This window comes from Micromonospora sp. LOL_015, from assembly GCF_048060275.1.
In the GTDB taxonomy this organism is placed as follows: Bacteria; Actinomycetota; Actinomycetes; order Mycobacteriales; family Micromonosporaceae; genus Micromonospora_E.
Genome location: NZ_JBHMIO010000005.1, coordinates 56,572 through 79,247, shown reverse-complemented (window position 1 = coordinate 79,247; position 22,676 = coordinate 56,572). Strand labels below are relative to the sequence as shown.

At 69.0% G+C, this 22,676-nt stretch carries 26 protein-coding genes; 17 read left to right on the top strand and 9 right to left on the bottom strand.

Annotated features, from left to right (window positions below; translation table 11 throughout):
* Positions 1 to 226: 226 nt before the first annotated feature.
* The 7 genes from ACFHWU_RS07160 (at position 227) to ACFHWU_RS07130 (ending at position 7,568) form a co-directional block, all read left to right on the top strand.
* A complete protein-coding gene (locus tag ACFHWU_RS07160) occupies positions 227 to 412 on the top strand; it encodes a hypothetical protein (protein ID WP_416590144.1) in 186 nt (61 codons plus the stop codon).
* 118 nt (positions 413 to 530) lie between these two features.
* A complete protein-coding gene (locus ACFHWU_RS07155; protein ID WP_416590143.1) occupies positions 531 to 3,269 on the top strand; it encodes an FtsX-like permease family protein in 2,739 nt (912 codons plus the stop codon).
* A 3-nt stretch (positions 3,270 to 3,272) separates the two neighbouring features.
* Positions 3,273 to 3,836 (top strand): MauE/DoxX family redox-associated membrane protein, encoded by a 564-nt coding sequence (locus ACFHWU_RS07150; RefSeq protein ID WP_416590142.1) that lies wholly within the window; start codon positions 3,273 to 3,275, stop codon positions 3,834 to 3,836.
* A gap of 24 nt (positions 3,837 to 3,860) precedes the next feature.
* Entirely contained in the window at positions 3,861 to 4,388 is a 528-nt protein-coding gene (locus ACFHWU_RS07145) for a TlpA family protein disulfide reductase (protein WP_416590141.1), read from the top strand.
* Between the two features lie 2 nt (positions 4,389 to 4,390).
* Positions 4,391 to 6,307 (top strand): ABC transporter ATP-binding protein, encoded by a 1,917-nt coding sequence (locus tag ACFHWU_RS07140; protein ID WP_416590140.1) that lies wholly within the window; start codon positions 4,391 to 4,393, stop codon positions 6,305 to 6,307.
* A gap of 29 nt (positions 6,308 to 6,336) precedes the next feature.
* Entirely contained in the window at positions 6,337 to 7,080 is a 744-nt protein-coding gene (locus ACFHWU_RS07135) for an ABC transporter ATP-binding protein (protein WP_416590190.1), read from the top strand.
* A 14-nt stretch (positions 7,081 to 7,094) separates the two neighbouring features.
* A complete protein-coding gene (locus ACFHWU_RS07130; RefSeq protein WP_123603794.1) occupies positions 7,095 to 7,568 on the top strand; it encodes a S24/S26 family peptidase in 474 nt (157 codons plus the stop codon).
* 50 nt (positions 7,569 to 7,618) lie between these two features.
* Here the strand turns inward: ACFHWU_RS07130 and ACFHWU_RS07125 are convergent, their stop codons facing one another.
* Positions 7,619 to 8,089, bottom strand: coding sequence for a hypothetical protein (locus ACFHWU_RS07125; protein ID WP_416590138.1), 471 nt, complete (start codon positions 8,087 to 8,089; stop codon positions 7,619 to 7,621).
* A 217-nt stretch (positions 8,090 to 8,306) separates the two neighbouring features.
* On the opposite strand from ACFHWU_RS07125, the gene ACFHWU_RS07120 reads away from it, so the two are divergent.
* From ACFHWU_RS07120 to ACFHWU_RS07110, 3 genes are all read left to right on the top strand, one after another.
* Positions 8,307 to 8,465 carry a hypothetical protein gene (locus ACFHWU_RS07120; protein ID WP_416590137.1) on the top strand — a complete coding sequence of 53 codons (159 nt, stop codon included), beginning with the start codon at positions 8,307 to 8,309 and terminating at the stop codon, positions 8,463 to 8,465.
* A gap of 256 nt (positions 8,466 to 8,721) precedes the next feature.
* On the top strand, positions 8,722 to 9,594 hold the full coding sequence (locus ACFHWU_RS07115) for a helix-turn-helix domain-containing protein (protein ID WP_416590136.1): 873 nt from the start codon (positions 8,722 to 8,724) through the stop codon (positions 9,592 to 9,594).
* Positions 9,591 to 9,851 (top strand): DUF397 domain-containing protein, encoded by a 261-nt coding sequence (locus ACFHWU_RS07110; protein ID WP_416590135.1) that lies wholly within the window; start codon positions 9,591 to 9,593, stop codon positions 9,849 to 9,851. The genes ACFHWU_RS07115 and ACFHWU_RS07110 overlap by 4 nt, the downstream gene beginning before the upstream one ends.
* Positions 9,852 to 9,951: 100 nt before the next feature.
* Here the strand turns inward: ACFHWU_RS07110 and ACFHWU_RS07105 are convergent, their stop codons facing one another.
* The 6 genes from ACFHWU_RS07105 to ACFHWU_RS07080 all read right to left on the bottom strand — a co-directional run bounded on the left by ACFHWU_RS07105 (position 9,952) and on the right by ACFHWU_RS07080 (position 13,849).
* Positions 9,952 to 10,347, bottom strand: a complete 396-nt coding sequence (locus ACFHWU_RS07105; RefSeq protein ID WP_416590133.1) for a DUF805 domain-containing protein — start codon at positions 10,345 to 10,347, stop codon at positions 9,952 to 9,954.
* Positions 10,348 to 10,454: 107 nt separating this feature from the next.
* On the bottom strand, positions 10,455 to 10,727 hold the full coding sequence (locus ACFHWU_RS07100) for a type II toxin-antitoxin system Phd/YefM family antitoxin (RefSeq protein WP_416590132.1): 273 nt from the start codon (positions 10,725 to 10,727) through the stop codon (positions 10,455 to 10,457).
* Between the two features lie 63 nt (positions 10,728 to 10,790).
* Positions 10,791 to 11,486: a hypothetical protein gene (locus ACFHWU_RS07095; protein ID WP_416590131.1), complete on the bottom strand. Its 696-nt coding sequence runs from the start codon at positions 11,484 to 11,486 to the stop codon at positions 10,791 to 10,793.
* Positions 11,483 to 12,703 carry a hypothetical protein gene (locus ACFHWU_RS07090; RefSeq protein WP_416552003.1) on the bottom strand — a complete coding sequence of 407 codons (1,221 nt, stop codon included), beginning with the start codon at positions 12,701 to 12,703 and terminating at the stop codon, positions 11,483 to 11,485. The genes ACFHWU_RS07095 and ACFHWU_RS07090 overlap by 4 nt, the downstream gene beginning before the upstream one ends.
* A 159-nt stretch (positions 12,704 to 12,862) precedes the next feature.
* The gene (locus ACFHWU_RS07085) at positions 12,863 to 13,396 is read right to left on the bottom strand and encodes a DUF6244 family protein (RefSeq protein ID WP_416552002.1); all 534 of its coding nucleotides are present in this window, start codon (positions 13,394 to 13,396) and stop codon (positions 12,863 to 12,865) included.
* 72 nt (positions 13,397 to 13,468) lie between these two features.
* Positions 13,469 to 13,849, bottom strand: coding sequence for a MerR family transcriptional regulator (locus tag ACFHWU_RS07080; RefSeq protein ID WP_416552001.1), 381 nt, complete (start codon positions 13,847 to 13,849; stop codon positions 13,469 to 13,471).
* A gap of 54 nt (positions 13,850 to 13,903) precedes the next feature.
* Here ACFHWU_RS07080 and ACFHWU_RS07075 point away from each other — a divergent pair, with 54 nt between their 5' ends.
* Both ACFHWU_RS07075 and ACFHWU_RS07070 read left to right on the top strand, forming a co-directional pair.
* Entirely contained in the window at positions 13,904 to 14,860 is a 957-nt protein-coding gene (locus ACFHWU_RS07075) for an aldo/keto reductase (protein ID WP_416590130.1), read from the top strand.
* Between the two features lie 44 nt (positions 14,861 to 14,904).
* Entirely contained in the window at positions 14,905 to 15,480 is a 576-nt protein-coding gene (locus ACFHWU_RS07070; RefSeq protein WP_416590129.1) for a hypothetical protein, read from the top strand.
* Here the strand turns inward: ACFHWU_RS07070 and ACFHWU_RS07065 are convergent.
* A complete protein-coding gene (locus tag ACFHWU_RS07065; RefSeq protein ID WP_416590128.1) occupies positions 15,467 to 17,293 on the bottom strand; it encodes a sensor histidine kinase in 1,827 nt (608 codons plus the stop codon). The two genes, ACFHWU_RS07070 and ACFHWU_RS07065, sit on opposite strands and share 14 nt — an antisense overlap.
* Complete coding sequence (locus ACFHWU_RS07060) at positions 17,286 to 17,981, bottom strand: response regulator transcription factor (protein ID WP_416551997.1); 696 nt, start codon at positions 17,979 to 17,981, stop codon at positions 17,286 to 17,288. The genes ACFHWU_RS07065 and ACFHWU_RS07060 overlap by 8 nt, the downstream gene beginning before the upstream one ends.
* 78 nt (positions 17,982 to 18,059) lie before the next feature.
* On the opposite strand from ACFHWU_RS07060, the gene ACFHWU_RS07055 reads away from it, so the two are divergent.
* From ACFHWU_RS07055 to ACFHWU_RS07035, 5 genes are all read left to right on the top strand, one after another.
* A complete protein-coding gene (locus ACFHWU_RS07055) occupies positions 18,060 to 19,334 on the top strand; it encodes a hypothetical protein (protein WP_416590127.1) in 1,275 nt (424 codons plus the stop codon).
* A 32-nt stretch (positions 19,335 to 19,366) separates the two neighbouring features.
* On the top strand, positions 19,367 to 20,026 hold the full coding sequence (locus tag ACFHWU_RS07050) for an ABC transporter ATP-binding protein (protein ID WP_416552092.1): 660 nt from the start codon (positions 19,367 to 19,369) through the stop codon (positions 20,024 to 20,026).
* Positions 20,027 to 20,031: 5 nt separating this feature from the next.
* Complete coding sequence (locus ACFHWU_RS07045) at positions 20,032 to 21,267, top strand: ABC transporter permease (RefSeq protein WP_416590126.1); 1,236 nt, start codon at positions 20,032 to 20,034, stop codon at positions 21,265 to 21,267.
* A 257-nt stretch (positions 21,268 to 21,524) separates the two neighbouring features.
* Positions 21,525 to 22,235, top strand: a complete 711-nt coding sequence (locus ACFHWU_RS07040; protein ID WP_416551994.1) for a hypothetical protein — start codon at positions 21,525 to 21,527, stop codon at positions 22,233 to 22,235.
* Entirely contained in the window at positions 22,232 to 22,645 is a 414-nt protein-coding gene (locus tag ACFHWU_RS07035) for a phage holin family protein (protein WP_416551993.1), read from the top strand. The genes ACFHWU_RS07040 and ACFHWU_RS07035 overlap by 4 nt, the downstream gene beginning before the upstream one ends.
* The last annotated feature ends 31 nt before the right edge of the window (positions 22,646 to 22,676 follow it).

Sequence of the window (22,676 nt, the reverse complement as noted above, 5' to 3'; positions counted from 1 at the left end):
CGCATCAGCTGCGATACCACCGGGACAGGAGATGTTTTCGCAGCTCACGTCTTGCCGGCCGGTAGGTCTGGTATCGGGCAGAGCCAGGGCACGATGCCGCCGGTTGCGGATTCAGGGTTGCGTACGAGGCTGACGGCCAGACAAACTGTGGTGCGCAGCTGCCGCGAGCTTGGACCACAGATGGCATCGACCTGACGAAGCCATCCATGAGTGAAGGGTCGAGGGATTGCGAATCTTCAACAAGATCGGCGAAGCCCTGCTGGAGCGGCTGGTGCCGCGCGCGGAAGCGCAGGCCGCACCATGCCCGTGTGGTTACATCTACTGCCAGTTCTGCATTGCGCCGGGCTACCGATGCAGGGTGATGAACGATGCCTGCACCTCGTACGACTGCTACCTAGATCCGGAGTGCTGACCCACATCTGACTGGATGCACTTGAAGAAGGTGGGGTGCCCTGCCGGTCTGGATATCCGGCCGGGCGCCCCACCTGAGAAGACGGTCCTCGGGCTGTACGAACAACAGGTTGGTAGCGATGTTGCGGGTTGTGTGGTCGCAGGTTATCCGCCGGTGGACCCGGTCGGTTGCCCTGCTCCTTGGGCTGTTCGTCGCGGTCACCAGTTTCACGGTGCTCACCGGCACGGCCGAGACGTCACGACTCGACGTCATTGGCACGGTGGAGGCGAACGCCCGCACCGCGTACGACATCCTCGTCCGTCCGGCGGAGTCGATTTCCGGCCAGGAGACGGCGACCGGGGTGGTTCGCCCCAACTTCCTCACCGAGGCACCCGGCGGCATCAGCCTGGAACAGGTCGACACGATCCGCAGCCTGTCCGGCGTGGAGGTGGCGGCACCGATCGCCCTCATCGGTATGGCCGTCCCGGAGCTTCGTGTCCCAGTGGACCTGTCCGATGTCGTGCCGGACGGAGAACGATCGGCCTTCCGGCTCACCGTCAACTGGCGCATGGACCGTGGCTTGAGCACGATCGGGCCGGACGAAGCCTACGTCTACTTCACTCCGAATCCGGTCGCGCACCGGGACATCGTCTCGGTCTCCGACGAGAACCCGTTCGGCAGCTTTCTGGACGAGATCCTTCCGTCCGGCGCGCGGGTCAACATCTGCGGCAAGGCGCTCGACATCCAGGCCGAATCGTCGTATGAATCGACGGTGAGCGAAAGCGTGCAGTGTTACTCCTTGAACGAGGACAGCCGTGGGTACGCCGACCAGGCGTTCCTGCTCGACTGGCGCATTCCATACGTCCTGGCTGCCATCGACCCAGCGGCCGAGGCGGAGCTGATCGGTCTGGACGACGCGATGGTCTCCGGGAGTTATCTGCCCGACAGCCGGGCCGCGGTGGCCGGCGAGGACGACGATTGGACCCGGACGATCCCGGTGATCGCGGCCAGCGACAGCTACGTCGATCAGCAGGCGGTCGTGGAAGTCGAGCAACTGCCGCGCGACGTCGCGGAACAGTTCGTCGGGACGAGGGAGAGCATCACCGCTGCGGACAGTTTCGCCGCCAGCGCCTCCGGGGTCCCGGTCAAATCATTTGAGGTCGACGGTGGTGCTGCTGACGCGTTCCTGCTTCGCGACCTCGGACATACGTTCGGCAACACGGTGGGAACCTACTGGACGGCTGGACCGGTCGAGTGGGACACCGGGCCCGACGGCACGCTGATCCCTCGGGACCAGGAGGTCGCCAGCGAGGTGTGGCAGGGGCCATTCGGCGGTCGGAGCGGTACCGAGCCGGTCGCGGCCGACGACCGGAGTTTTCGTGAGCTGCAACGGCACGCACGCGCCCTAGGCCGACAGGTGATCGACCCCAAGCTCACGTTGACCGGGCGGTTCGATCCGGAGCTGATCGACACCTTTTCGGCCCTGTCCGAGGTGCCACTGGGCGCCTACCAGTCGCCCGGTCTGGAAGGCGCGGATGAGACCTCGCAGCGGCTGCTGGGCGGAGCGCCGCTGCTGCCGTCCAGTAACCCGGCCGGCTATCTGCAGCAGCCGCCGCTGCTGCTGACCACCCTGGATTCGGCCGAGTCCTTCTACGGCAGCTTCGACCGGTCTTCCGGGCCGGGGCCGGTGGCGGCGGTCCGGGTGCGGGTCGCCGGCGTGACCGGCATCGACGAGGTGTCCCGGGAACGGGTGCGGGTCGTAGCGGAGCGGATCGCGCAGGAGACCGGCCTGCACGTCGACATCACCGTCGGCTCGTCGCCGACCAAGCGGACCGTGGCGCTACCGGCCGGCGAGTTCGGCCGACCCGACCTGTCACTCACCGAATGGTGGTCGAAGAAGGGCGTCGGGGTGGTGATCAGCGAAGCGGTGGAGCGCAAGTCGCTGATCCTGTTCGTCCTGGTCCTTGTGGTCTGTGCGCTGTTCATCGGCAACTCGTCCGCCGCCGCGGTGCGCGCCCGACGCAGCGAGCTTGGCGTGCTCGCCTGCCTGGGCTGGCCGCGGCGGTCGTTGTTCGCCGTGGTGTTGGGCGAGCTGCTGGTCATCGGGCTTGCCGCAGGCGTGCTGGCGTCGGCGGGGGCGTGGCTGATCGGCGGGCCGGTCGGTGTCGAGGTGCCCTGGGCGCGAGCGGTGCTCGCCATTCCGGCCGCGATCCTGGTATCGCTCGCCGCCGGCCTGATCCCGGCGGTGCAGGCGTCGCGGGCCGATCCCATGGAGGCTGTCCGGCCGGCGGTCGCCACCGGCCGCCGCGCCCGGCTGTTCCTCGGACTCACCGGTCTCGCGATGGTCAATATCCGCCGGACACCGGGGCGTACCGCGCTGGGCGGCGCGGCGTTGGCTGTCGCGGTGACGGCGCTGACGCTGCTGGTCGCCATCACCTGGGCGTTCCAGGGTGTCCTGGTCGGCAGCCTGCTCGGTGACGCGATCGCCGTTCAGGTGCGTGGGCCGGATCTGGCCGCCGTGGTCGCGATGCTGGTCCTTGCCACGGTCGCGATTGCCGACGTGGTGTTTCTGAACGTCCGAGAGAGAGCCTCCGAGTTCGCCGCGCTGCAGGCGACCGGTTGGACGCACACATCGATAGCCCGGCTGGTTCTCACCGAGGGTGTGCTGCTGGGTCTACTCGGGGCGGTTCCGGGCGCGGCCCTGGGCCTCGGTCTCGCAGTACTGCTGGCCGGTGGCGCTGATGCCAGCGTGACCAGGTTGCTGCCGATGGCGCTCGCCGTGGCCGGCGCCGGCGTCGTCGCTGCAGCCCTCGCCGCCATCCCACCGATCCAGTCCCTCCGGCGTCGCCCGGTCACCCGCCTCCTGGTCGAGGAGTAGCAGGTGACCTATCTGGGGCTGGCCTTCCATCTGGCCATGGTGGGAGTGTTCGCCGTATCGGCGGTCGGGAAGCTGCGTGCCCGAGCCGAAGCCGAGGCCGCGATCGCGCTCCTGCTGCGGTTGCCGCAGTCGCGACGAGCGGTCGTCACCGTGGTCACGGCGCTACTGATCGCGGCCGAGCTGACGATCGCGGTGGCGATGCTCGTGCCGTGGGTTGCCGCCGCCGGGCAGGTGGCGGCGATCGGCCTGCTCGTCGTGCTCACTCTTGGCGTCGCGACTGCGGTCAAACAGAAGATCAGCGTCCCGTGCGCGTGCTTCGGGCGGCCAACGAGCGACCTCGGGAAGCGGCACATCTATCGAAATCTGATCCTGATCACCATCGCCGGGGCCGGCCTGGTCATCCACGTCTTCCAGGCAGACGGGAACTTGTCCGATCTGCACGTGGGCGGTGTCGCCATGAGCGTCCTGGGCGCATTCGTCATTGCGCTACTGGTTACCTACTACGATGAGATAGTCGATCTCTTTGACACCTCGCCGGGGTCGGGTGTCGGCGCACCTCCACTGTGACCCCAAAAAGTGGTTGGGAAAGCGATGACCTACGTAGTTGCGTCCGTCGTTCTGATCGGGGCGATATCCCTCATCAATCTGTCGTTGACCGCAGCGGTGATCCGTCGGCTCCGACAGGACCCGTCAGCGCCTGTCAATTCGGCTCCCGTGTCCGGGCTCGCGGTTGGTTCGTCGCTGCCGGATCTCACGACTACCGCCCTTGACGGGGCCGAGGTGTCGGTTGCGAAAGTCGGTCAGGAGCAGGCGGTGTTCGCGTTCATCTCCACCGGCTGCTCAGCGTGTGGCCCGTCGATCCCGCACTTCATCGAGTACGTGCGGAGTCAGTCATTGCGGCAGTCTCAGGCCATCGCCGTCATAGCTGGCGAGCGCGAGAACGCCACTCATTTCATCGAGCAGCTGGACGGGATCGCCACGACCGTGCTCGATTCCAAGGAAGGTGACTTCGCGAGGAGCTTCGCTGTTTTCGCCTTCCCGACCTTCATCGCCAGTGACTCCGCCGGCCGGGTCACCGCCAGCGGGGCTGGCGCTGCATCACTGCCTCGCGAACACTGACCGTGGCGACCTTGCGTTCTGATCCGGAGGTGCTGGTCGGCTGGCGTGGACTTGTCGCCTGTTCGGCAAAGGCGCTCGCGCTCACGTTCCGGGCCGGTCCGATAGCCTTCGTGTGCTCGGCGGCGATCACAGTCGCGCTCGGCCTCATCCCGGCTTGCGTCGCGTGGCTGACGAAGGAACTGGTAAATTCTCTTCAGTTCCCTGATGCTGCGGGTCTCGAGCCGCTCCTGGCGGTTGCCGCCATCGCGGTGCTCGGCGCCTTCGCGGCCCTCCTGCCACACCTTTCGAACTATGTCAAAGCGCGCCTACGGCGGCAGGCCGCGATCATCGTGCAGGACCGGCTGTTCTCGACAGTCAACGGATTCGACGACATCGCGGTACTCGAAGACCCGAAGTTCAGAGACAGGCTACGTCTCGCGCACGAGAACGCGATGAGTGCCCCGGACCGGGTTTCCGGAGCTCTGTTCGGGGCGATGCAGAACGCCATCTCGGTGTCCGGCTTCATCGTCGTTCTGATGGCGATCAGTCCGATTGTCACGGCCGTGACGGTCGTGGCGGCGGTGCCCGTCCTGGTCGTACAACTCTCGATCAGCCGGCAGCAGGCCCAGATGGCCTGGAAACTGAGCCCGCGTAACCGGCGTCAGCTCTTCTACCAGGCGCTCATGCTCGACCTGGCTGCCGCCAAGGAACTCCGCCTGTTCAACCTCGGAGGGTTTCTCCTCGGCAGAATGCGCAGCGAGACCCGCCAGATAAACTCCACGGAGGACAAATTCGACCGAAGGGTCGTGCTGAGCCACGGGCCGCTGGCCGGGCTGAGCGCCACGATCGCGGGCTGTGGCCTGGTCTGGATGGTCGCCGAGGCGACACGCGGAGCGTTCGACATCGGCGACATCACCGCGTTCATCGCCTCGGTGACCGGCGTGCAGATAGCGCTCGGTGGACTCGTCGCCTCAATCGCCGCAGGCCACCAGGCGCTACTTGGATTCTCTCATTATGTCGCAATTATCGACATGTCTCGGCGCAATTCGGAAAGTGAGTCGACGGCATCGCTGTCGCCCCTGTCAAGCCGGATAGAGTTCCAGGACGTCTGGTTCCGGTACACCAACGACGGCCCCTGGATCCTGCAGGGTGTAAGCTTCACGCTCTCCCATGGTGCGACCCTCGGTCTGGTGGGGTTGAACGGTGCTGGCAAGAGCACCCTGGTCAAGCTTCTGTGTCGCCTGTACGAGCCGACCCGGGGCCGGATAAAATGGGACGGGACCGACATCCGCCATGTTTCGGCCCGTGCCCTCAGGGCGAGGATCAGCGCTGTCTTCCAAGACTACATGATGTATGATCTTTCGGTGTCCGAGAACATCGGCATCGGCGATGTCGCGAATCACGCAGACCAATCGCAGATCGCTGCTGCGGCAGGCAGGGCAGGTGCCGACGATTTCATCGAGAAGCTGGCTGGTGGATATGACACCATGCTGTCTCGCATTTTCGTGCCCGCAGACCGGGACGATCCCAGCTCCGGAGTCGTGTTGTCCGGCGGGCAGTGGCAGCGACTCGCTCTGGCCCGCGCGTTCATGAGGACCCGACGGGATGTCTTGATTCTGGACGAGCCGACGTCTGGGCTCGATCCTGCCGCCGAGCAGGAGATAAACGAAAAGCTCACACGCCATCGGCTGGGCTCGACCAGCATTCTGATCTCCCATCGCCTCGCTGCAGTGCGGCAAGCCGACCACATCGTGGTGCTGCAGGGTGGGGTGGTCATCGAGGAAGGTTCACACGCGTCCCTGCTGGGCAAGGGTGGTGAATACGCCCGTCTGTTCAACCTGCAGGCAGCCGGCTATGCGGCCGGCGAAGGCGAGTCGTCCGCCCGGCCAGAAGGGACCAGTGCCGAGATAGTTGACGAGTCGGAACGGATAACCGCGTGATAAGCAAAAATGCCCAGGGCGATAACGTGCTGGGTGATGAGTCTCAGCCCACCTCAGGCGGGTCGGATAGCGAGGGTGACCAGCCGATCGTACGGGTGGTCGACCTGTCCAAGACCTACCATACGGACGCCAGTGAGCCGATTTACGCGTGCCGGAATATAGATTTCGAGATGCGCGAGCGCGAGATCGTCGCCCTTACCGGGCCATCCGGGTCTGGTAAATCCACGTTGCTGCACCTGATCGGGGCACTCGACACACCTGATTCGGGTGTCATCGAGGTAGCGGGCGAGCCGGTCACCGGGATCAAGGGGCGTCGACTGGCCGAATATCGGCGGCGGGTCGGATTCGTGTTCCAGAGATTCCACCTCTTGCCCACACTGACCGCAGCGGACAATGTGATCGCGCCTCTGCTGCCCTACAAGACCTCGTTTGACAGACGGGCCAAGGCGAAGCAGATTCTCGACGCCGTCGGACTTGCCGGCCGAGAGGGTTCGCTGCCGTCGAAGCTTTCCGGCGGGCAGCAACAGCGTGTCGCCATCGCGCGAGCCTTGATCAACGACCCGATGCTCGTGCTGGCCGACGAACCCACTGGAAACCTCGACAGCCAGACCGGGGAAGACATCATGGAGCTCCTGTTCGGTCTCCGCGAGCGGGTCGGGGCCTCACTGATCATCGCAACCCACGACCCGGGCCTCGCCGCGCGTTGCGACCGTGTTATCCAGATCCGAGACGGACGCGTCATCAAAGACACCACTCGCCCGGCTACCGGCTGAGCGGCAGACCCTCGATGACGTGGTGGCTGCTGCCGAGCGCGATAGCCCTGTCGATCGGCGGGTTGGCGGTCTGGCTCCGCCGGACCTACCTGGTGATCACGGTCGACGGCCCGAGCATGTCCCCGGCGTTGGTGCCCGGTGACCGGGTGGTGGTCCGCCGGGGGGCGCAGCGGATTGGCAAAGGCAGCATCGTGGTGGTCAGCCGTCCTGATCCGGACCGGGGCTGGAAGGACCGCGCGCGGCTCACCGGCACTGTTGGTTCCCGACGCTGGTTCATCAAGCGAGTGGCCGCCCTGCCAGGTGAAACCGTCACGACCGCAGCGGTGCCGGTTGTCGTGCCCGAACGCCACGTCTATCTCCTCGGCGACTACGCGCGCAGCGCCGACTCCCGGCAGTTCGGCCCGTGCCCCACCGACCAGATCCTCGGCAAAGTGGTCTATCGGTACACCCGACGCGGCTCGCCGCGCCACGATGCCCACCGTCCCTGACCGATAGGCCGGTGTCGGTCCAGCGGCAGGCGCCAGCTCTGCGGCGCGGGTCAGGGCGGGGTGAGGCCGGCGTACTGCAGCACGGCCCGGATCCGTCGGGCGGCGGCCTGGTCGCGTCGGTCCAGCACCGCGAGCGCTTCCAGGAACAGTTCGCAGTACGTGCCTCCGCAGTGTCGGCAGCCGCCGGTCCGGTCCGGCATGTGCCGCTCGGCCATCCGTTTAGCGATCTTGGCGACGAGCGCCAGGTCGCCGTCCGGCGGCGGCCCGCCGTCGTCGGCGTGACCGTGCCCGTCGTTGACCTGGTCGGGCCCGCTGTCGACCCGGTCGTGACTGCCGTCGCGGGGTGCCGGGGCGACGCCGCGCGCCCCGACCAGGTTGAAGCGCGGGTCGGTGTCGATGTCGGTTTCGCCGGGCACCCGGCTCGGCAGCGGCGGGTGGCCCGCTGTGGGCCGTCGGTTGATCTGTTCCGACGGCTGCGGCCGGCGGGTGAACCGGTCGGGCTTGTCATTGCGGTACGCCATGATTCTCCTCGCGTCAGTATTACCGTCTGAGAAAGCCGTCCGGGGATTGCTGTGCTGCGGTCGCCGGCCGCCGTGGAAATTGCACGCAGGTCGGCGGTGCTGCGGCGTTGGGGTTTACGTCGGCGGGGGTGGCGGCTGCGGGTAGGTCATCGCTCCGCAGTCCGGACACCAGCGACTCTTCACCTTGAAGCTCAGCAGACCGGCGAGAAATCCGATCATGGCGGAGCTGATCATGGCGATCCCGAAGCCGATCGACGACATCGCTTCACCCTCTCGCATAAGCGTGGTGAGCTGGGGTTTCTCCGGCGGCGTGGCGGCCGGACGGCTCGGGGGTGCCGTGCCGGCCGCCACGCCTGATTGGGGAGAACGGCGCTGACCGTTCGGATGGTTTGCCGGCCCACCGATCGGTCATGCCGTATTCGTCGACGAAAGGTCAGCGCCGATTTGCGACGCTTCGATCCCGTTCCCGAACGAAGAAGAGTCTGTCGGTCAATCTGCGCCAACGCAACAGTGTCGGAGCCATGTGGTAGAGATATGGCCAGTCAGTCGAATAGACCTCGGTCGACCGAGAGTTGACCTGCCAGACGTGCATGATCAATCCGCAGATGATCAAATTCCAGGAGGTGGCACCAATGTCCTCGGCCCTGTTGAACTCGTCGGTACCGCGACGCCAGCTCGGTCGGGAGCTGCGTCGGCTGCGTGAGCGGCTGGCCGGGGTCCCGCAGACCACGGCGGCCCGGGAGCTGGACTGGTCGGCGACCAAGCTGCTGCGGATGGAGCGCGGCGAGGTGCCGATCCGCGCCGAGGACGTGGTGCTGCTCTGTGAGCTGTACGGCGCGGACCTGAAGACCGTCGAGGCGCTGGCCGCGCTGGCCCCGAAGACCAAGGAGAAGGGCTGGTGGCACGACTACGCCAGCATCCCGTCCTGGTTCGAGCTGTTCATCGGCCTGGAGGAGGCCGCCTCCCACCTCCGCGAGTACCACACCGGCCTCGTTCCTGGCGTGCTGCAGACCCGGGAGTACGCGACCGCGGTCTTTGCCCGCAGCCCGCTGCGCCTGTCGCCGGAGGTCATCGAGCAGCGGGTAGCGGTCCGGTTGCAGCGGGCGCAGTTGCTCACCCGGATGGAGCCGATGCTGCCCCGGTTCGACATCGTGCTCACTGAGGCGGTGATCCGTTGGCCGGTCGGCTCCGGGGCGGTAATGGCAGCCCAGCTGCGTCGCCTGGCCGAGGCGAGTGAGCTGCCGAACGTCTCGATCCGGCTGATCCCGTTCAGCGAAGGTGTCCACGGTGGGCTGCTTACCGGCGACTTCCGGCTGATGGACTTTCCCGCTGAGCTGGAGCCAACCACCGTCTACGTCGAGGGCCTCACCGGCGCTCTCTATCTGGACCGTCCCGATGAAGCCGCGCGCTATACGATGGCCTTCGATGACCTGACGGTCGCCGCGCTCGGTCAGGCCGCGACACGTGACCTCCTCGCCCGGACCGCAAAGGAGTACGAGTCATGATCGACCTGTCTACCGCTACCTGGCGCAAGAGCAGCCGCTCCAACGATCAGGGCAACTGCGTCGAGGTGGCCGACGCTACCTGGCGTAAGAGCAGCCGCTCCAACGATCAGGGCGACTGTGTCGAGGTGGCCGACGAGTTGGGCGGGGTGGTCGGCGTGCGGGACTCCAAGGACCCGGCCGGGCCGGTGCTGGTGATCTCCCCGGCGAGCTGGTCCGCCTTCATCGCCGCCGCCAGGGGCGGCACCTTCACCGCCTGACCGTGCGGCACCTGCGCTGACGTCACGACGTGAGGCTGAGATACCTAACCAGCTCGTCGATAGGTATCTCAGCCTCACATCGTTGACGCTGTCGCAGGCGTCAGACGGCTGAGCCGAATCCGGCGACGTCCTTGGGGTCGGGGCCGAACCGGTTCGAGCCGGGCGTGCCGTTCTGCACGTAGAACACCAGCAGGACGATCCAGCCGATGATCGGGATCAGCCCGATCAGGATCCACCAGCCGGACCGGTCGGTGTCGTGCAGCCGGCGTACGGCGACCGCCAACGACGGCAGCAACAGCGCCAGGCTGACGAGCAGGCCGATGACGCCGTTCGTGGAGTCCTCGAAGTTGGTGCCCAGCGCGGTGTCGAGGATCGAGGTCACGATGCTGACGAGGAGAGAGAAGAGGGCGAACCACCAGTACTCGGAGCGGCGGGCACGTCCACTGAACCCGACATACTGGGTGAGAACCGAGCGAACTGCAGCGGTAAACGACATGACGCCTCCAGCGTCTCAAGCGGAGCGATCCGTGACACTCACGGTAGGAGGCTGTCACAAGTGGATCTTGCCTGCCTGAGCGTACGATGCCCGTGAGACCTGCGCCTCTACGAACGGCGCTTCAACTCGCCGAGCACCTCGTCCATCGAGAACGTGTCGCCCGAGGCGAAGTCCTGCCTGGACTGGCGGAGATCCGCGAGGGCTTCGGCGTCGGAGAGCAGGTCGAGTGTTTCCCGCATCGACTCGTACTCGGCTACCGCGATCAACATGACGTCCGCGTGGCCGTTGTGGGTGATCGTGTAGCGGTCGTGCTGCCGGGCGACCCGATCGGCGAGTTCAGCGATACGAGCCTTGGCCTCAGTGATCGAGATGGTCTCCACGGCAGCCATTCTGGTGGCCGGTCAGAGTTTTGACTATCAGCTACAACCCGCCACGGGTCCGTACTACGAGCGCAGCGCATTTTTGATCTTGCCGGCGGCTTTGTCCATGCCCTGCATCACCTTCTGTGCCGTACCGCTGCTGAGCTGCAGGAGCATGCTGGCGCTCAACGCCTTCTCGACCTCGGACAGGCCCTCCTGCGCCGACCCGCTGAGCCGGGTGGCCGCCGCCTGCATGGCCTGCTTGGCCTGGCCGTCGCCGGCCTTCTCGGCGCAGTTTGTCAGCGACTGCGCGTTGAGTACGTCGAGTGACAGGGTGGCGAACGCGGCGTTGAGCCCGGCCGTCTCGAAGGTCAGCTCGTCACCGGAGCCGTTCAGCAGGAACGACGCGATGATCTTCTCGTCCATGCCGCCGGTCATCCGGGCGGTCGGGCTGACGTACTTGGGCATGCCGCCCAACTCGCCGATCAGCGCCTCCCAGGTCTGCATCCGCTCGGTCGCCGAGGTCCTGAGCCGGTTGTACAGCCCCGCCAGGATCGGGTTGGGGGTGCGCCGGGCCAGCATGCCGAACAGGCAGACCCCCATCAGGTCGTGGGTCATCCACGCGGAGAGCTGATCGGCCAGGAACGGGCCGTTCAGGCCGCTGCCGGCGGCGAAGGCGGCCAACTGCTCGTCGTCCACCGCCCGCTCCGGCGTGACCGTCGCCATCGGGCCCGGCTTGATCATCGCACCGGTCTCGGTACGTAAGGCACTGCGCGTCATCGCACGACTTCCTCTCGAACCTTCTCGCGGGCGTACTGCTCGGCCGGGTACGGGCCGTCGGTGATATTGCGGTACTCGCGGCCGTTGCGCTGCGCGTTCTCGTCGATGACCTGCTCACTGGGTGCGCCACCGGCGTTGACCGTCGCCATGTGCTTGATGTAGCGCTCCGGCCACTCGGCGACGAAACCGGTGCCGAACGTGGTGATGTCCACCTGTTCGGCGATCACCTCGCGGATGAAGTCCTTGTTCGGCTGGAACTTCGTCGGCTGGGGCATCTCGGCGGGGAGGATCTGCTCCGGCTCCCGGCCGTCGTAGCGGCGCAGCAGGTCGGCCGCCACCTTGAGCTGCTCGATCTCCATCGCCAGGTTCAGCTCCCAGACCTGTTTGATCCGGCGGTCGTCCTCGTCCTGGGCGAACGACCAGTACATGTAGCACTCGTTGTACTCGTGGTGGACGAGCTGCTCCAGCCAGCTTTCCGCCGGGTCGAGCATCGATTCGTACTGCGTGACGTGCTCCTCCTCCACCATCGCGATCTCCAGGTAGAGGCCGCGGGCGATCGGCTCGACGAACTCCGGCCCCACGTTCATGTAGTAGTTCATCGTCTGCTGCTCGGCGGCGGTGATGGTGATGGCGTGCATCCGCGACAGCGGGTCGACGGTGTGCTTGTCGTAGTGCTTGCGGATGTTGTCCTCGGGGTGGCGGTGGTGGTGCGACGTCGGCCGCCCCGGCATGACCTCGGTCAGGTAGTCGACGATCGCCTCCGCCTTCTTGCCCTGAGTCAGCTCGTAGAGGTTGGAGTAGCGGTAGAGGTGGTCGAAGTCCTCCAGCAGGCCGAACTTGTAGTTCTGCCGCAGGTACGGGTCGGGCTCGTTGCGGGCGACCCAGGCGGTGATGTCGGTCGCCACCTGCTCGTACCCGAGCACGACCTCCAGCACCGACTCCTGGCCGGGGATCAGCCAGTTGACCGCCTTCTGCTGCTGTTGTTCGATGTAGCGCAGGTAGGCGAGCTTCTGCCGTAACTCGAGGTCGTCGACGTGCCGGTTCATCTGGTGGCTGAACATGATCGCCTCCACCTCGATCCCGTTCATCACGATCACCCGGCACCGGGTGTACGGATCGACCCCGTGCGGCTCGTACGGCTCGACGTTGAGTTCCGACCAGCTCCGCAGCTGTTTCTCCAGCGGGATACCGGTTTCTTCGAGCGGGTTGAAACGCATCGCCTCTCCTTCTCGGGGCCGTCCGACACATCGCCGGCTGCCTACTGCGCCGGCGATGGAACGAAGGCTGCCGACCCACACAAATCACACCATTTCCTGCGAGCTGTCTGCAGCGGAACGGCCGGATGGCGGCGGCCGAACCTCAACGGCGGCGGACGGTCAGCTGCCCGGGTTCGCGCCGACCCGGCGGGCGGTGGCGGCGGCAGCGGACAGCGACTCGTCGACCGTGCCGGCCCGTTGCCGTACCGCCGCCAGCGTCTCCTTGACGGTGCCGAGCGCACCGAGCAGCTGGGCCGGGTCGCCGCCGGCCAGCACCCGCGCCACCAGCGCCGCCGCCTCGTCGGCCTTCGCGGCGGCCGCGCCGATCCCGCCGTGGACGGTGCGCAGCTTGTCGCCGGCCAGACCCAGCGTGGTCAGCACCTCCGCCGGTGAGGCTTCCCTCGGCACCGGCACCACGGTGGCCGCCGCCTCGTCGAGCGTGCCGGCGGCCCCGGCCAGCCCGGCCTGCAGCTCCTTCAGCGTGTTGCGTACCTGGATCATGCCAGCCACGATGCCGCTGAAGCCGCCGGCCGCCGCCTGGCCAGCGACCCGCTCGGCCTCCTCCTGCGCCGCCGCGGCGGCCGACCGGGCCCGCTCGACGCCCGCCCGCATCGACTGCAGATCCTTGCCGACGCTGTCCACCGGTGCTGCCACGATCGCTCTCCTCACCCCCGTCTGAGCTGCTGTTTCCCATGGTGCGGGGTGGCAGGCGGAAAAGCCGGCAGACTAGCCCTCGGCTGCGGTCGTGTCCGCCGCCTGGCCCTGGTACCAGGCGAGCTTCTCGCCGAGGCGGGCCCGCCAGCGGTGCAGCTGTTCGATCTGCTGCTCGACCGCGTCCGCGTGCTCGCGCAGCAGCGCGATCCGCTCCGGGATGGTCCGCGGGTCACGGCACAGCTCGCCGTAGCGGCGTAGCCGTTCAATCGGCATCCCGGTGTCCCGCAGGCAGCGCAGGAAGTCGAGCATGCCCAGGTCGTCGTCGCTGTAGACGCGGCGCCCGCTGGAGTTGCGGGCGACCGGCGACAGGATGCCCTCCCGTTCGTAGTAGCGCAGGGTGTCAATCGAGAAGCCGGACCGGGCCGCCGCCTCGGCGGGTGAGTAGGCCGTCATACCGCCGACGGTACCGCTTGACCTGGAGCGCGCTCCAGGTCGCAGGGTGGACCCATGACGTACGAAAACAGCACGCCGGCACCGGCCTCGCCGCTGGTCCTGGGCGCGATGATGTTCGGCACCCGGATCGACGAGGAGACCTCCTTCGCCCTGCTCGACCGGTTCGTCGAGCGGGGCGGCGAGTGGATCGACACCGCCGACTGTTACGCGTTCTGGGCAAGCAAGGACGGCCGGGGCGGCGACAGCGAACGGGTCATCGGGCGGTGGCTCGCCGCCCGCCCCGGCGTACGGCAGCGGGTGCGCATCGCGACGAAGGTCGGGGCCGAGCCGCTGTGGGCCGGATCGTGGCCGCGGGTGCGGGCCGGGCTGAGCCGCCGCGCCGTCGCCGACGCCGGCAGCCTGGACCGGCTTGGCGTGGACAGCGTCGACCTGCTCTGGCTGCACCAGGAGGACCGGGCCACCCCGATCGAGGAGACCGTCGACACGGTCGCCGGGCTGGTCGCGTCCGGTGCCGTACGCCGGGTCGGCGCGTCCAACCACCCAGCCTGGCGCATCGAGCGGGCCCGCTCCCACGCCGCCGCCACCGGCACCCGGCCGATCGACGCCCTGCAACTCAACGCCACCTACCTACGGGCCCGCCCCGGCACGCTGCCCGAGGGGGTGGTCCATCCGTTCGGCCTGCTCAGCGACGAGCAGCGGGACATCGCGCAGGCGTACCGGATGGAGGTGTGGGCGTACACGCCGCTGCTGACCGGTGCCTACGACGACCCGGCCAAGCCGATCCCGCCGGTGTACGACCATCCCGGCAGTACGCGGCGGCTCGCGGCGCTCGACGACGTCGCCCGGGACACCGGCGCGACCCGCGGCCAGGTGGTGCTGGCCTGGCTGGTGGCGCAGGGCATCCGCCCGATCCTCGGCGGCAGCAAGCCGTACCAGTTGGAGGCGGCGCTCGACGGCGTCACCCTCGCCCTCACCGACGAGCACCTCGCCCGCCTGGCCGTCGCCGGCTGACGATGCTGACAGGTTCCTGACGGTTGGCCGGGATTCTGGCTCGCATGAGCAGATATCGACAGATGCGTCCGATGAGCCGGCTGGCCGAACCGTTGCTGGCCGCGCTCGCCGTGACGGCGATCGGGCTGTCGGCCGCGTGCGGCGGCGGTGACGGGAGCGCGGGTGCCACCGGTGCCCAAGGGGCGGCCGGTGACACCGGCGACAGTGGCGTCGCCTCAATCGCGGGCAGCGCTGGGCCGGACGCGTCACCGTCGCCGCAGGCCGAGCGTCCGTTGATCCGCCCCGACACGTCCGCCGAGGAACAGGAGCGGCTCACGAACCTCTGGCTGCAGTGCTTCGAGGACAACGGGGTATCGGACACGGAGCGGAAGACGAGAGCGGACACCCCGCAGGTGCGGCAGGTCGCCGAGGACTGCGCACCGCTGGAACCCGAACGGCTGTGGCAGCGTTCCCTGCGCCTGGACCCCGAGTATCCGGACAAGCTGCTGGCCTGGGCGGAATGTCTGCAGGACCGCGGGGTCGACGCGTTCGTCGACGGCGACTTCCTGTCACTCGCCGACGGACTGCCGTCCGGCACCGAGGTCGAGGACTGCGAAGCGGAGGCGTTCAGCGGGAGCTGACCGGCGACCGGGCCGGGAGGCGTACGGTGACGTGCGTGCCCCGGCCCGGCTCGCTGGCCACGGTGATGTCACCGCCGTGTGCGCGGGCCAGCTGCCGGGCGATCGGCAGACCCAGCCCGCTGCCGCCGGTACGCCGGCTGCGCGAGGCGTCGGCCCGCCAGAACCGGTCGAACAACTTCGGCAGGTCGGTGGCGGCGATCCCGATCCCGGTGTCGACCACCTCGATGGTCAGCCAGTCGTCGCGTACCGCGCACTCGACGGTGACCGAACCCCCGGCCGGGGTGTGCCGCACGGCGTTGCCCACCAGGTTGCCGACGAGTTGCCGCAGCCGTACCGCGTCGAGGACGACCTGCGGATCGCCGTGCACCGTCCCGGTCAGGGTGACCCCGACGGTGGCAGCGGCCCCGCGGTTGGCCTCGACGACCTGGCTGAGTACGTCGCCGACGAAGGTCGGCTCCGGATGCACCGCGAAGGTGCCGTCGTCAGCCGCGGCCAGGTCCCGCAGGTCGTCGATGACATGCTGCAACAGGGTCGCCTCCTCGGTGAGCAGTTCGAGGGTGTGGGTGTCGGCCGGTGCCAGCCCGTCCTGGGCGGCCTCCAGCCAGGCCCGGATGTTGGTCAGCGGCGACCGCAGCTCGTGGGCGACGTCGCTGACCATCGCCCGGCGTTGCCGCTCCAGCTGGTCCCGCCGGCGTGCCAGGTCGTTGAAGGCGGTGGCGAGACTGCCGATCTCGTCCCGGGTGGTGACCGGGACCGGGCGTTGCCTGTCCACCGGCGCACGGGCCGCTGCGGCCAGTGCCCGCAACGGCCGGACCAGCCGCATTCCGACTCCGACGGTGACCGCCACGGTGAGCAGCAGGACCAGCCCGGCGATACCGGCGATTCGCAGCAGGTTCCCGGTGGACAGGTCGGCCGTCGGTAACCCGGGGTCGGTGGCCGTCGCATCGGTGACGAACAACAGCACCGGCGGTGCCACGTACGCCCGGAGCTGGTCGTGCAGACTCGTCCCGACGCAGGCGCGGGCGGCGGCTTCGGTCGGCGCACCCGGCAGGGTACGCAGCACCTCGACCTCCAGGCTCGGAGTGATCGCCAGATCGATGCTCGCCGCGGCCGGGCCGAGGCAGGTCTCGGTCCGATCGAGAAGCTCGGCCAGCGGGGCGACCTCGCTGGGGAACGGTTCGCGCAGCAGCGCCGGCTCCGGGCAGACCAGCGACCGGCCACGGTCGGCGTCGGCGTCGAGGATCGCAACCGTCGACCGGCCGCCCGGCAGCTCGACGATCTCGGCAGTGAGTCCCGCCCTGTTGACCAGACAGCCCCGATGGTCCTCGGCTGTCTTGCGGATGCCGGCGCGTTGGTCGTCGCCCAGCTGGTACGGCCCGACGACCCGGCTGTCGATGCTGGACCCCTGACGGCTGGCGGCGAGCGCCGGGTCGAGGTCGAGCGGGTCGACGATGGCCGACGGGCGGGCGTCGCGCAGTGCCGGCCCGGGTGCCGACTCGGCGACCGGGTCGCGGGTCACCGGGTCGAGCAGCACGATCCGCCGGCCGGTACGCGACGCGAGGTCGTCGACGACCGGCGTGACCGCCGACCAGTCGCGGTGGTCGATCGCGTACGTGATCATCTCGTCGTAGACGCTGACGTCGTCGGCGAGGGACTGGCCCTGCTCCTTCTCGATCGCCCGGGTGGTCGTCGCCACCGTCAGCCAGGCGGTGGCGACGACCGCGCAGACCGTCAATAGCACCGACGTGCCGAGTAGCCGCAGCATCAGGCTGTGCCGCAGCGGCACCCGCGCGGCCGGGGTCGGCTCACCCACCGGCGGGGTCGCGCAGCTTGTAGCCGACGCCGTACACCGTCACCAGGTACGCCGGTCGGCGTACGTCCGGTTCGATCTTGCGGCGTAGGTTGACCATGTGGGTGTCGATGGCCCGCTCGGTCGAGTCCCGGTCCACGCCCCGGGTGTGCTCCAGCAGCTGGGCCCGGGTGAAGGCCCGTTCCGGCTGTTCGACCAGGGCGGCCAGGATCGCGAACTCGCCCGGCGTGCAATTGACCGGTCGTCCGTCGACGGTGACCTCCCGGCGGACCGGGTCGACGGCGAGTGCACCGACCCGTCGTACCCCGTCGATGGTGCGCGGCACCCGGTCGACCCGGCGCAGCAGCGTCCGGACCCGGGCCATCAGCTCCCGCGGCGAGTACGGCTTCGTCAGGTAGTCGTCCGCACCCAGGTCGAGCCCGCGCAGCAGGTCGTCCTCGTCTGCACGGGCGGTGAGCATCAGCACCAGCAGGTCCGATTCGCGCCGCAGGATCCGGCACACGTTCAGCCCGTCCAGGCCGGGCATCATCACGTCGAGCACCAGCAGTTGCGGCCGGTGCCGGCGGGCCTGGTCGAGCGCGTCGCGCCCGTCGTGGACCACTGTGGTCCGGTGTCCGTCGGACTCGACGTAGCGGCGCAGCACCTCGGCCTGCCGCCGGTCGTCCTCGGCGATCAGCACATGGGCAACCACGGGGCGAACCATACTGCGTGTCAGCGTCGGCGCGGCGGTGGGAAATCGCACCAGACCGGCCTGACAGGTTCCTCACAATTGCCGGCGACGCTGGCCGGCATGGTGTTCTTCCTGCGAAGGGTCGCCGGTCGCCGGTGGCGTCGGCCGCTGGTGTACGGCCTGCCGGTCGTGGTCGTGGTGGCCGGATTGGTGGTGACCGGGACGATGGCCCGCTGGGGCTGGCCGGGTCGGGGCGCGACGGCCGAGGCGGACGCCGCGACGGCGGAGCCGGTCTGGGTGGCGACGACCGAGGTGGTTCGGATGGACATCTCCGACGCCCGGGAGCTGGTCGGCACCCTCGGCTACGGTGCCGCCCGACCGGTGCGGGGCTCCAGCGACGGGGTGCTGACCTGGCTGCCTGAGCAGGGATCCGTGATCGAACGCGGTGAGCAGCTGTACCGGGTGGACGATCAGCCGGTGCTGCTGTTCTACGGCGGTACGCCGTTGTTCCGTTCCCTCGATCAGCCGAATCTGGTCGGTCGCGACGTGCGGGTGGTCGCTGACAACCTGAAAGCGTTGGGCTACCAGATCGGCTGGCAGCCGCCGGTCGGCAGCGCCGTCGCGGTGCCGGCGGCGCCGCCGTCGGACCAGGACGGTGCGGCGGAGCCGACCGGCGAGAGCGATGCGGCGGCGTCGCCGGACGAGGGGGATGTGGCGCCGACCCCGAGCGGCGGCACGGCCATCGTCCGGTCCGGAGACGCCGTTCTCACCCCGGAGCTGATCTCGGCCATCGAGAGCTGGCAGCGGGACCGTGACGCGCCGGCCACCGGGGTCGTTCAGGCCGGGGACGTCGCCGTACTGCGGGGCGAGGTCCGGGTCGGCTCGGTCGCCGCGCTGCCCGGCGACAGCGCCGCGACGGACATCATGTCGGTCACCCCTACCGACAAGGTGATCACGGTACGGGTGGAAGCTGGCGAGGCGACCGGGATGGCGCCCGACGCGTCGGTGACGATCACCCTGCCCGACGGCGCGGCCGCCCCCGGCACGGTGACCGCGGTCGGCACCGTCGCCGAGGAGTCAGAAGGTCCGCCGGGGCAGGGTCCGACGGTGGACGTCACCGTCGTGCCCGACGATCCGGCGGTGCTCGGCGGGCTGGAGTCCGCGCCGGTCCGGGTGCAGTTCCGCACTGAGCTGCGGGAGCAGGTTCTCGCGGTGCCGGTCGGCGCGCTGCTCGCGCTCGCCGAGGGCGGGTACGCGGTGCAGCTGACCGACGGCGCACTGATCGCCGTCGAGACCGGGCTGTTCACCAAGGGCATGGTCGAGGTCACCGGCGCCGGTCTCGACGAGGGACTGACGGTGGTGACCACGTCGTGAGCGTTCCGGTGCTGTCGGTCGTCCGGGCCGGGATGCGCTACCCCGGCGGTGTCGCCGCGTTGACCGACGTTGACCTCGACATCCACGCCGGTGAGCTGGTCGCCATCGTCGGCCCGTCCGGCTCCGGCAAGTCCACTCTGCTCAACATCATGGGCACCCTGGACCGTCCGACCAGCGGTACGGTCCGGCTCGGCGGGCACGACGTGACCACCTTGTCCGACCGGCAGCTGTCGGCGCTGCGTGGGCGCTGGCTCGGCTTCGTCTTCCAGCAGTTCCACCTCACCGACGGGTTGACCGCGGCGGAGAACGTCGCCACCGGGCTGCTGTACGCGGGCGTACCGCGCCGTCGCCGTCGGCCGTTGGCCGCCGAGGCGCTGGCCCGGGTCGGTCTCGCGCACCGGGTGGGTCACCTGCCCCGGCAGCTGTCCGGCGGGGAACGGCAGCGGGTCGCGATCGCCCGTGCACTCGTCAACGGGCCGGCGTTGGTGCTGGCCGACGAGCCGACCGGTGCGTTGGACACCGCCACCGGTCGTGCCGTGCTCGATCTGCTCATCACGCTCAACGCCGACGGCACCACCATCGCGGTAATCACCCATGACCGGGACGTCGCGGCGCGGTTGCCGCGCCGGGTGGAAATTCGCGACGGCCGGCTGGTCGGCGACGTCCGTCAGCAGCCGGTGGCCGTGCCGTGAGCCGGATGGAATCCCCCCAACTGGTCGGAGCTGCGCCGGTGCAGCTGCCGCGCCCGGTGCGGATCACCCCGCTGGACCTGCTCCGACTCGGGCTGGTCGGGATCCGGACCCGCCGATTGCGGGCGGCGCTGTCGGCGCTGGGTATCTCGATCGGTATCGCCACGATGATCGTGGTCACCGGCATCCCGGCGGCCAGTGAGCGGGCGTTGCTGGCCGAGCTGTCCGCCCTCGGGGTGAACCTGCTACAGGCGACGGCCCAGCCTGACGAGGACGGGGTCACCCGGCTGCCGGTGGAGGCCCCGGCGATGGTGGCCCGGATCGGTCCGGTGACCGCGACCAGCGCGGTCGCCAACACCAACACGGTGATCCGCCGTTCCGACTGGATCGACCCACGCGACGGCTCCGGGTTGACGGTGCTGGCCAGCGAGAAGAGTTTGCCGGTGACGCTCGACGCGCGGCTGCGGACCGGCCGCTACCTTGACGCCGCCACCGAACGGCTGCCGACGGTGGTGCTCGGCGCGGTCGCCGCGACCCGGCTGGGCATCGTCGACCTGGGCCCGGCGGACTCCCCGACACAGGTCCGCGTCGGCGACGAGTGGTTCACCGTGATCGGCATTCTGGAGCCGCTGCCGTTGGCCCCGGAAATCGACCGGTCGGCGCTGGTCGGCTGGCCGGCTGCCGAGGAGAGGCTGGGCTTCGGCGGGCATCCGACGGTGATTTACCTGCGGGCGCACGAGCCGGCGATCGAGGCGGTGCGGGCGGTGCTGCCGGCGACGATCGACCCGCAGCGGCCGAGCAAGGTGCAGGTGACCAGGCCGTCGGACGCGTTGGCGGCCAAGCGCGCCACCGAGAGCAGTTTCGCGTCGTTGTTCCTGGCGCTGGCCGGGGTCGCGCTGCTGGTTGGCGGGATCGGGGTGGCGAACACGATGGTGATCTCGGTGCTGGAACGCCGGTCGGAGATCGGGCTGCGTCGGGCGCTGGGTGCGAGCCGGGGCCAGATCCGGGCGCAGTTCCTCACTGAGTCGGTGGCGTTGTCGCTGCTCGGCGGCCTCGCCGGTACGGTGCTCGGCCTGGCCGCCACCGCCGGCTACGCGATCGCCAACGGCTGGCCGGTGGTGGTGCCGCCCGGGGCGACCCTCGCCGGGCTGGGTGGGGCGCTGCTGGTCGGCGTCGTCGCCGGCGGCTATCCGGCGTTGCAGGCCGCCCGGCTGCCACCGACCCGGGCCCTGGCCACCGCCTGACCGCCCGTAGCGTCTGACCCTTGCCGAGCGGGCGGTCGCCGAGCCCACGGTCAGTCTGTGCGACGTCCAGCAGATCTTCACCCAACTGGCCCCGGAACCAGCGCAGGTACGGCGTACGACATGGCCGCCGGTGGCTCGGTCGACGCGACGCTACTGGTCCGGCGCTGGTAGTCCTCCTCCGCGAGGTGTTCACCCTTCAACCACGGGTAAGTGCTGTAAATCCATCCGACCCGGATGGAGTCGAAGGGGGTGTCCGTATGCAGGCGCAACACACGACGTCGCCACCCGGCGGGGGCGGCCCGCACCAGATGCGGGAACAAGCAGGTCAGGCGGGCCACGAAGCGGCGCAGGAGGGCCGCCAGTTGGCCAGCCAGGCGACCGAGCAGGGCAAGAAGGTGGTGAACGAAACCGGCCGGCAGGCTCGCAACCTCGTCGGCGAGGCGACCTCGCAGCTTCGGGAGCAGGCCAGCACCCAGCAGCGCCGAGCCGCCGACGGGCTGCGGACGATCGGCAACGAACTGCAGGAGATGGCGGACAAGGGCCAGCCGGACGGCCTGGCGGGCGATTTGGCGCGCCGCGCCTCCGACGCCGCCCAGCAGGCCGCCGGCTGGCTGGAGAACCGGCAGCCGGGTGAGCTGGTCGACGAGGTGCGGCAGTACGCCCGACGGCACCCGGGAACCTTCCTCGCCGGAGCGGCCTTCGCCGGGCTGCTCGTTGGCCGGCTCAGCCGCAGTCTCAGCGGCGGTCAGACCGGCTCCGGCCAGCAGAACCAGCAGGACAGGGGCGGTGACGGGCACCGGCTGGGCGCTGGCGACGGGTTCGCCGCGCCTTCGCCGGTCGCCCCAATCGGTGGCGAGTACGGGCAACCGCTCGCGGGCGAGCGCCATCCGAGCGTGAGGTACGGCGATGGCCGCTACCCCGATGGGGACGGCTACCCGGGCTCGTTCGGCGGTGGGGTGAACCGATGAAGTCGATGCAGCGAGACCAGGCTGTGGTTGGGGACGGACGTGCGCAGGCCTCCCTCGGCGAGTTGCTGGGCGAGGTTTCCACCGATCTGTCCACTTTGTTGCGTCAGGAAGTCGAGCTGGCAAAGGCAGAGCTGCGGCAGGAGGCAGGTAAGGCAGGCCGGGCCGGGGGGATGTTCGCCGGGGCGGCGATCGCCGGCCTGCTGACCCTGTTCTTCCTCTCACATGCGCTCTGGTGGGGGCTGTCGAACGTGATGGACCAGAGCTGGGCCGCGTTGATCGTGGCGGCGGTGTGGGCGGTGATCGCGGCGGCCCTGCTGACGATGGCGCGCGGCCGGGCCCGGGAGATCCGTGGACTGCCTCGCACGATGCAGACCGCTCGGGAGATACCCGACGCGGTCCGGGGCCACTAGGTCCGGGAACTACCAGCGGGACCGTCGACCA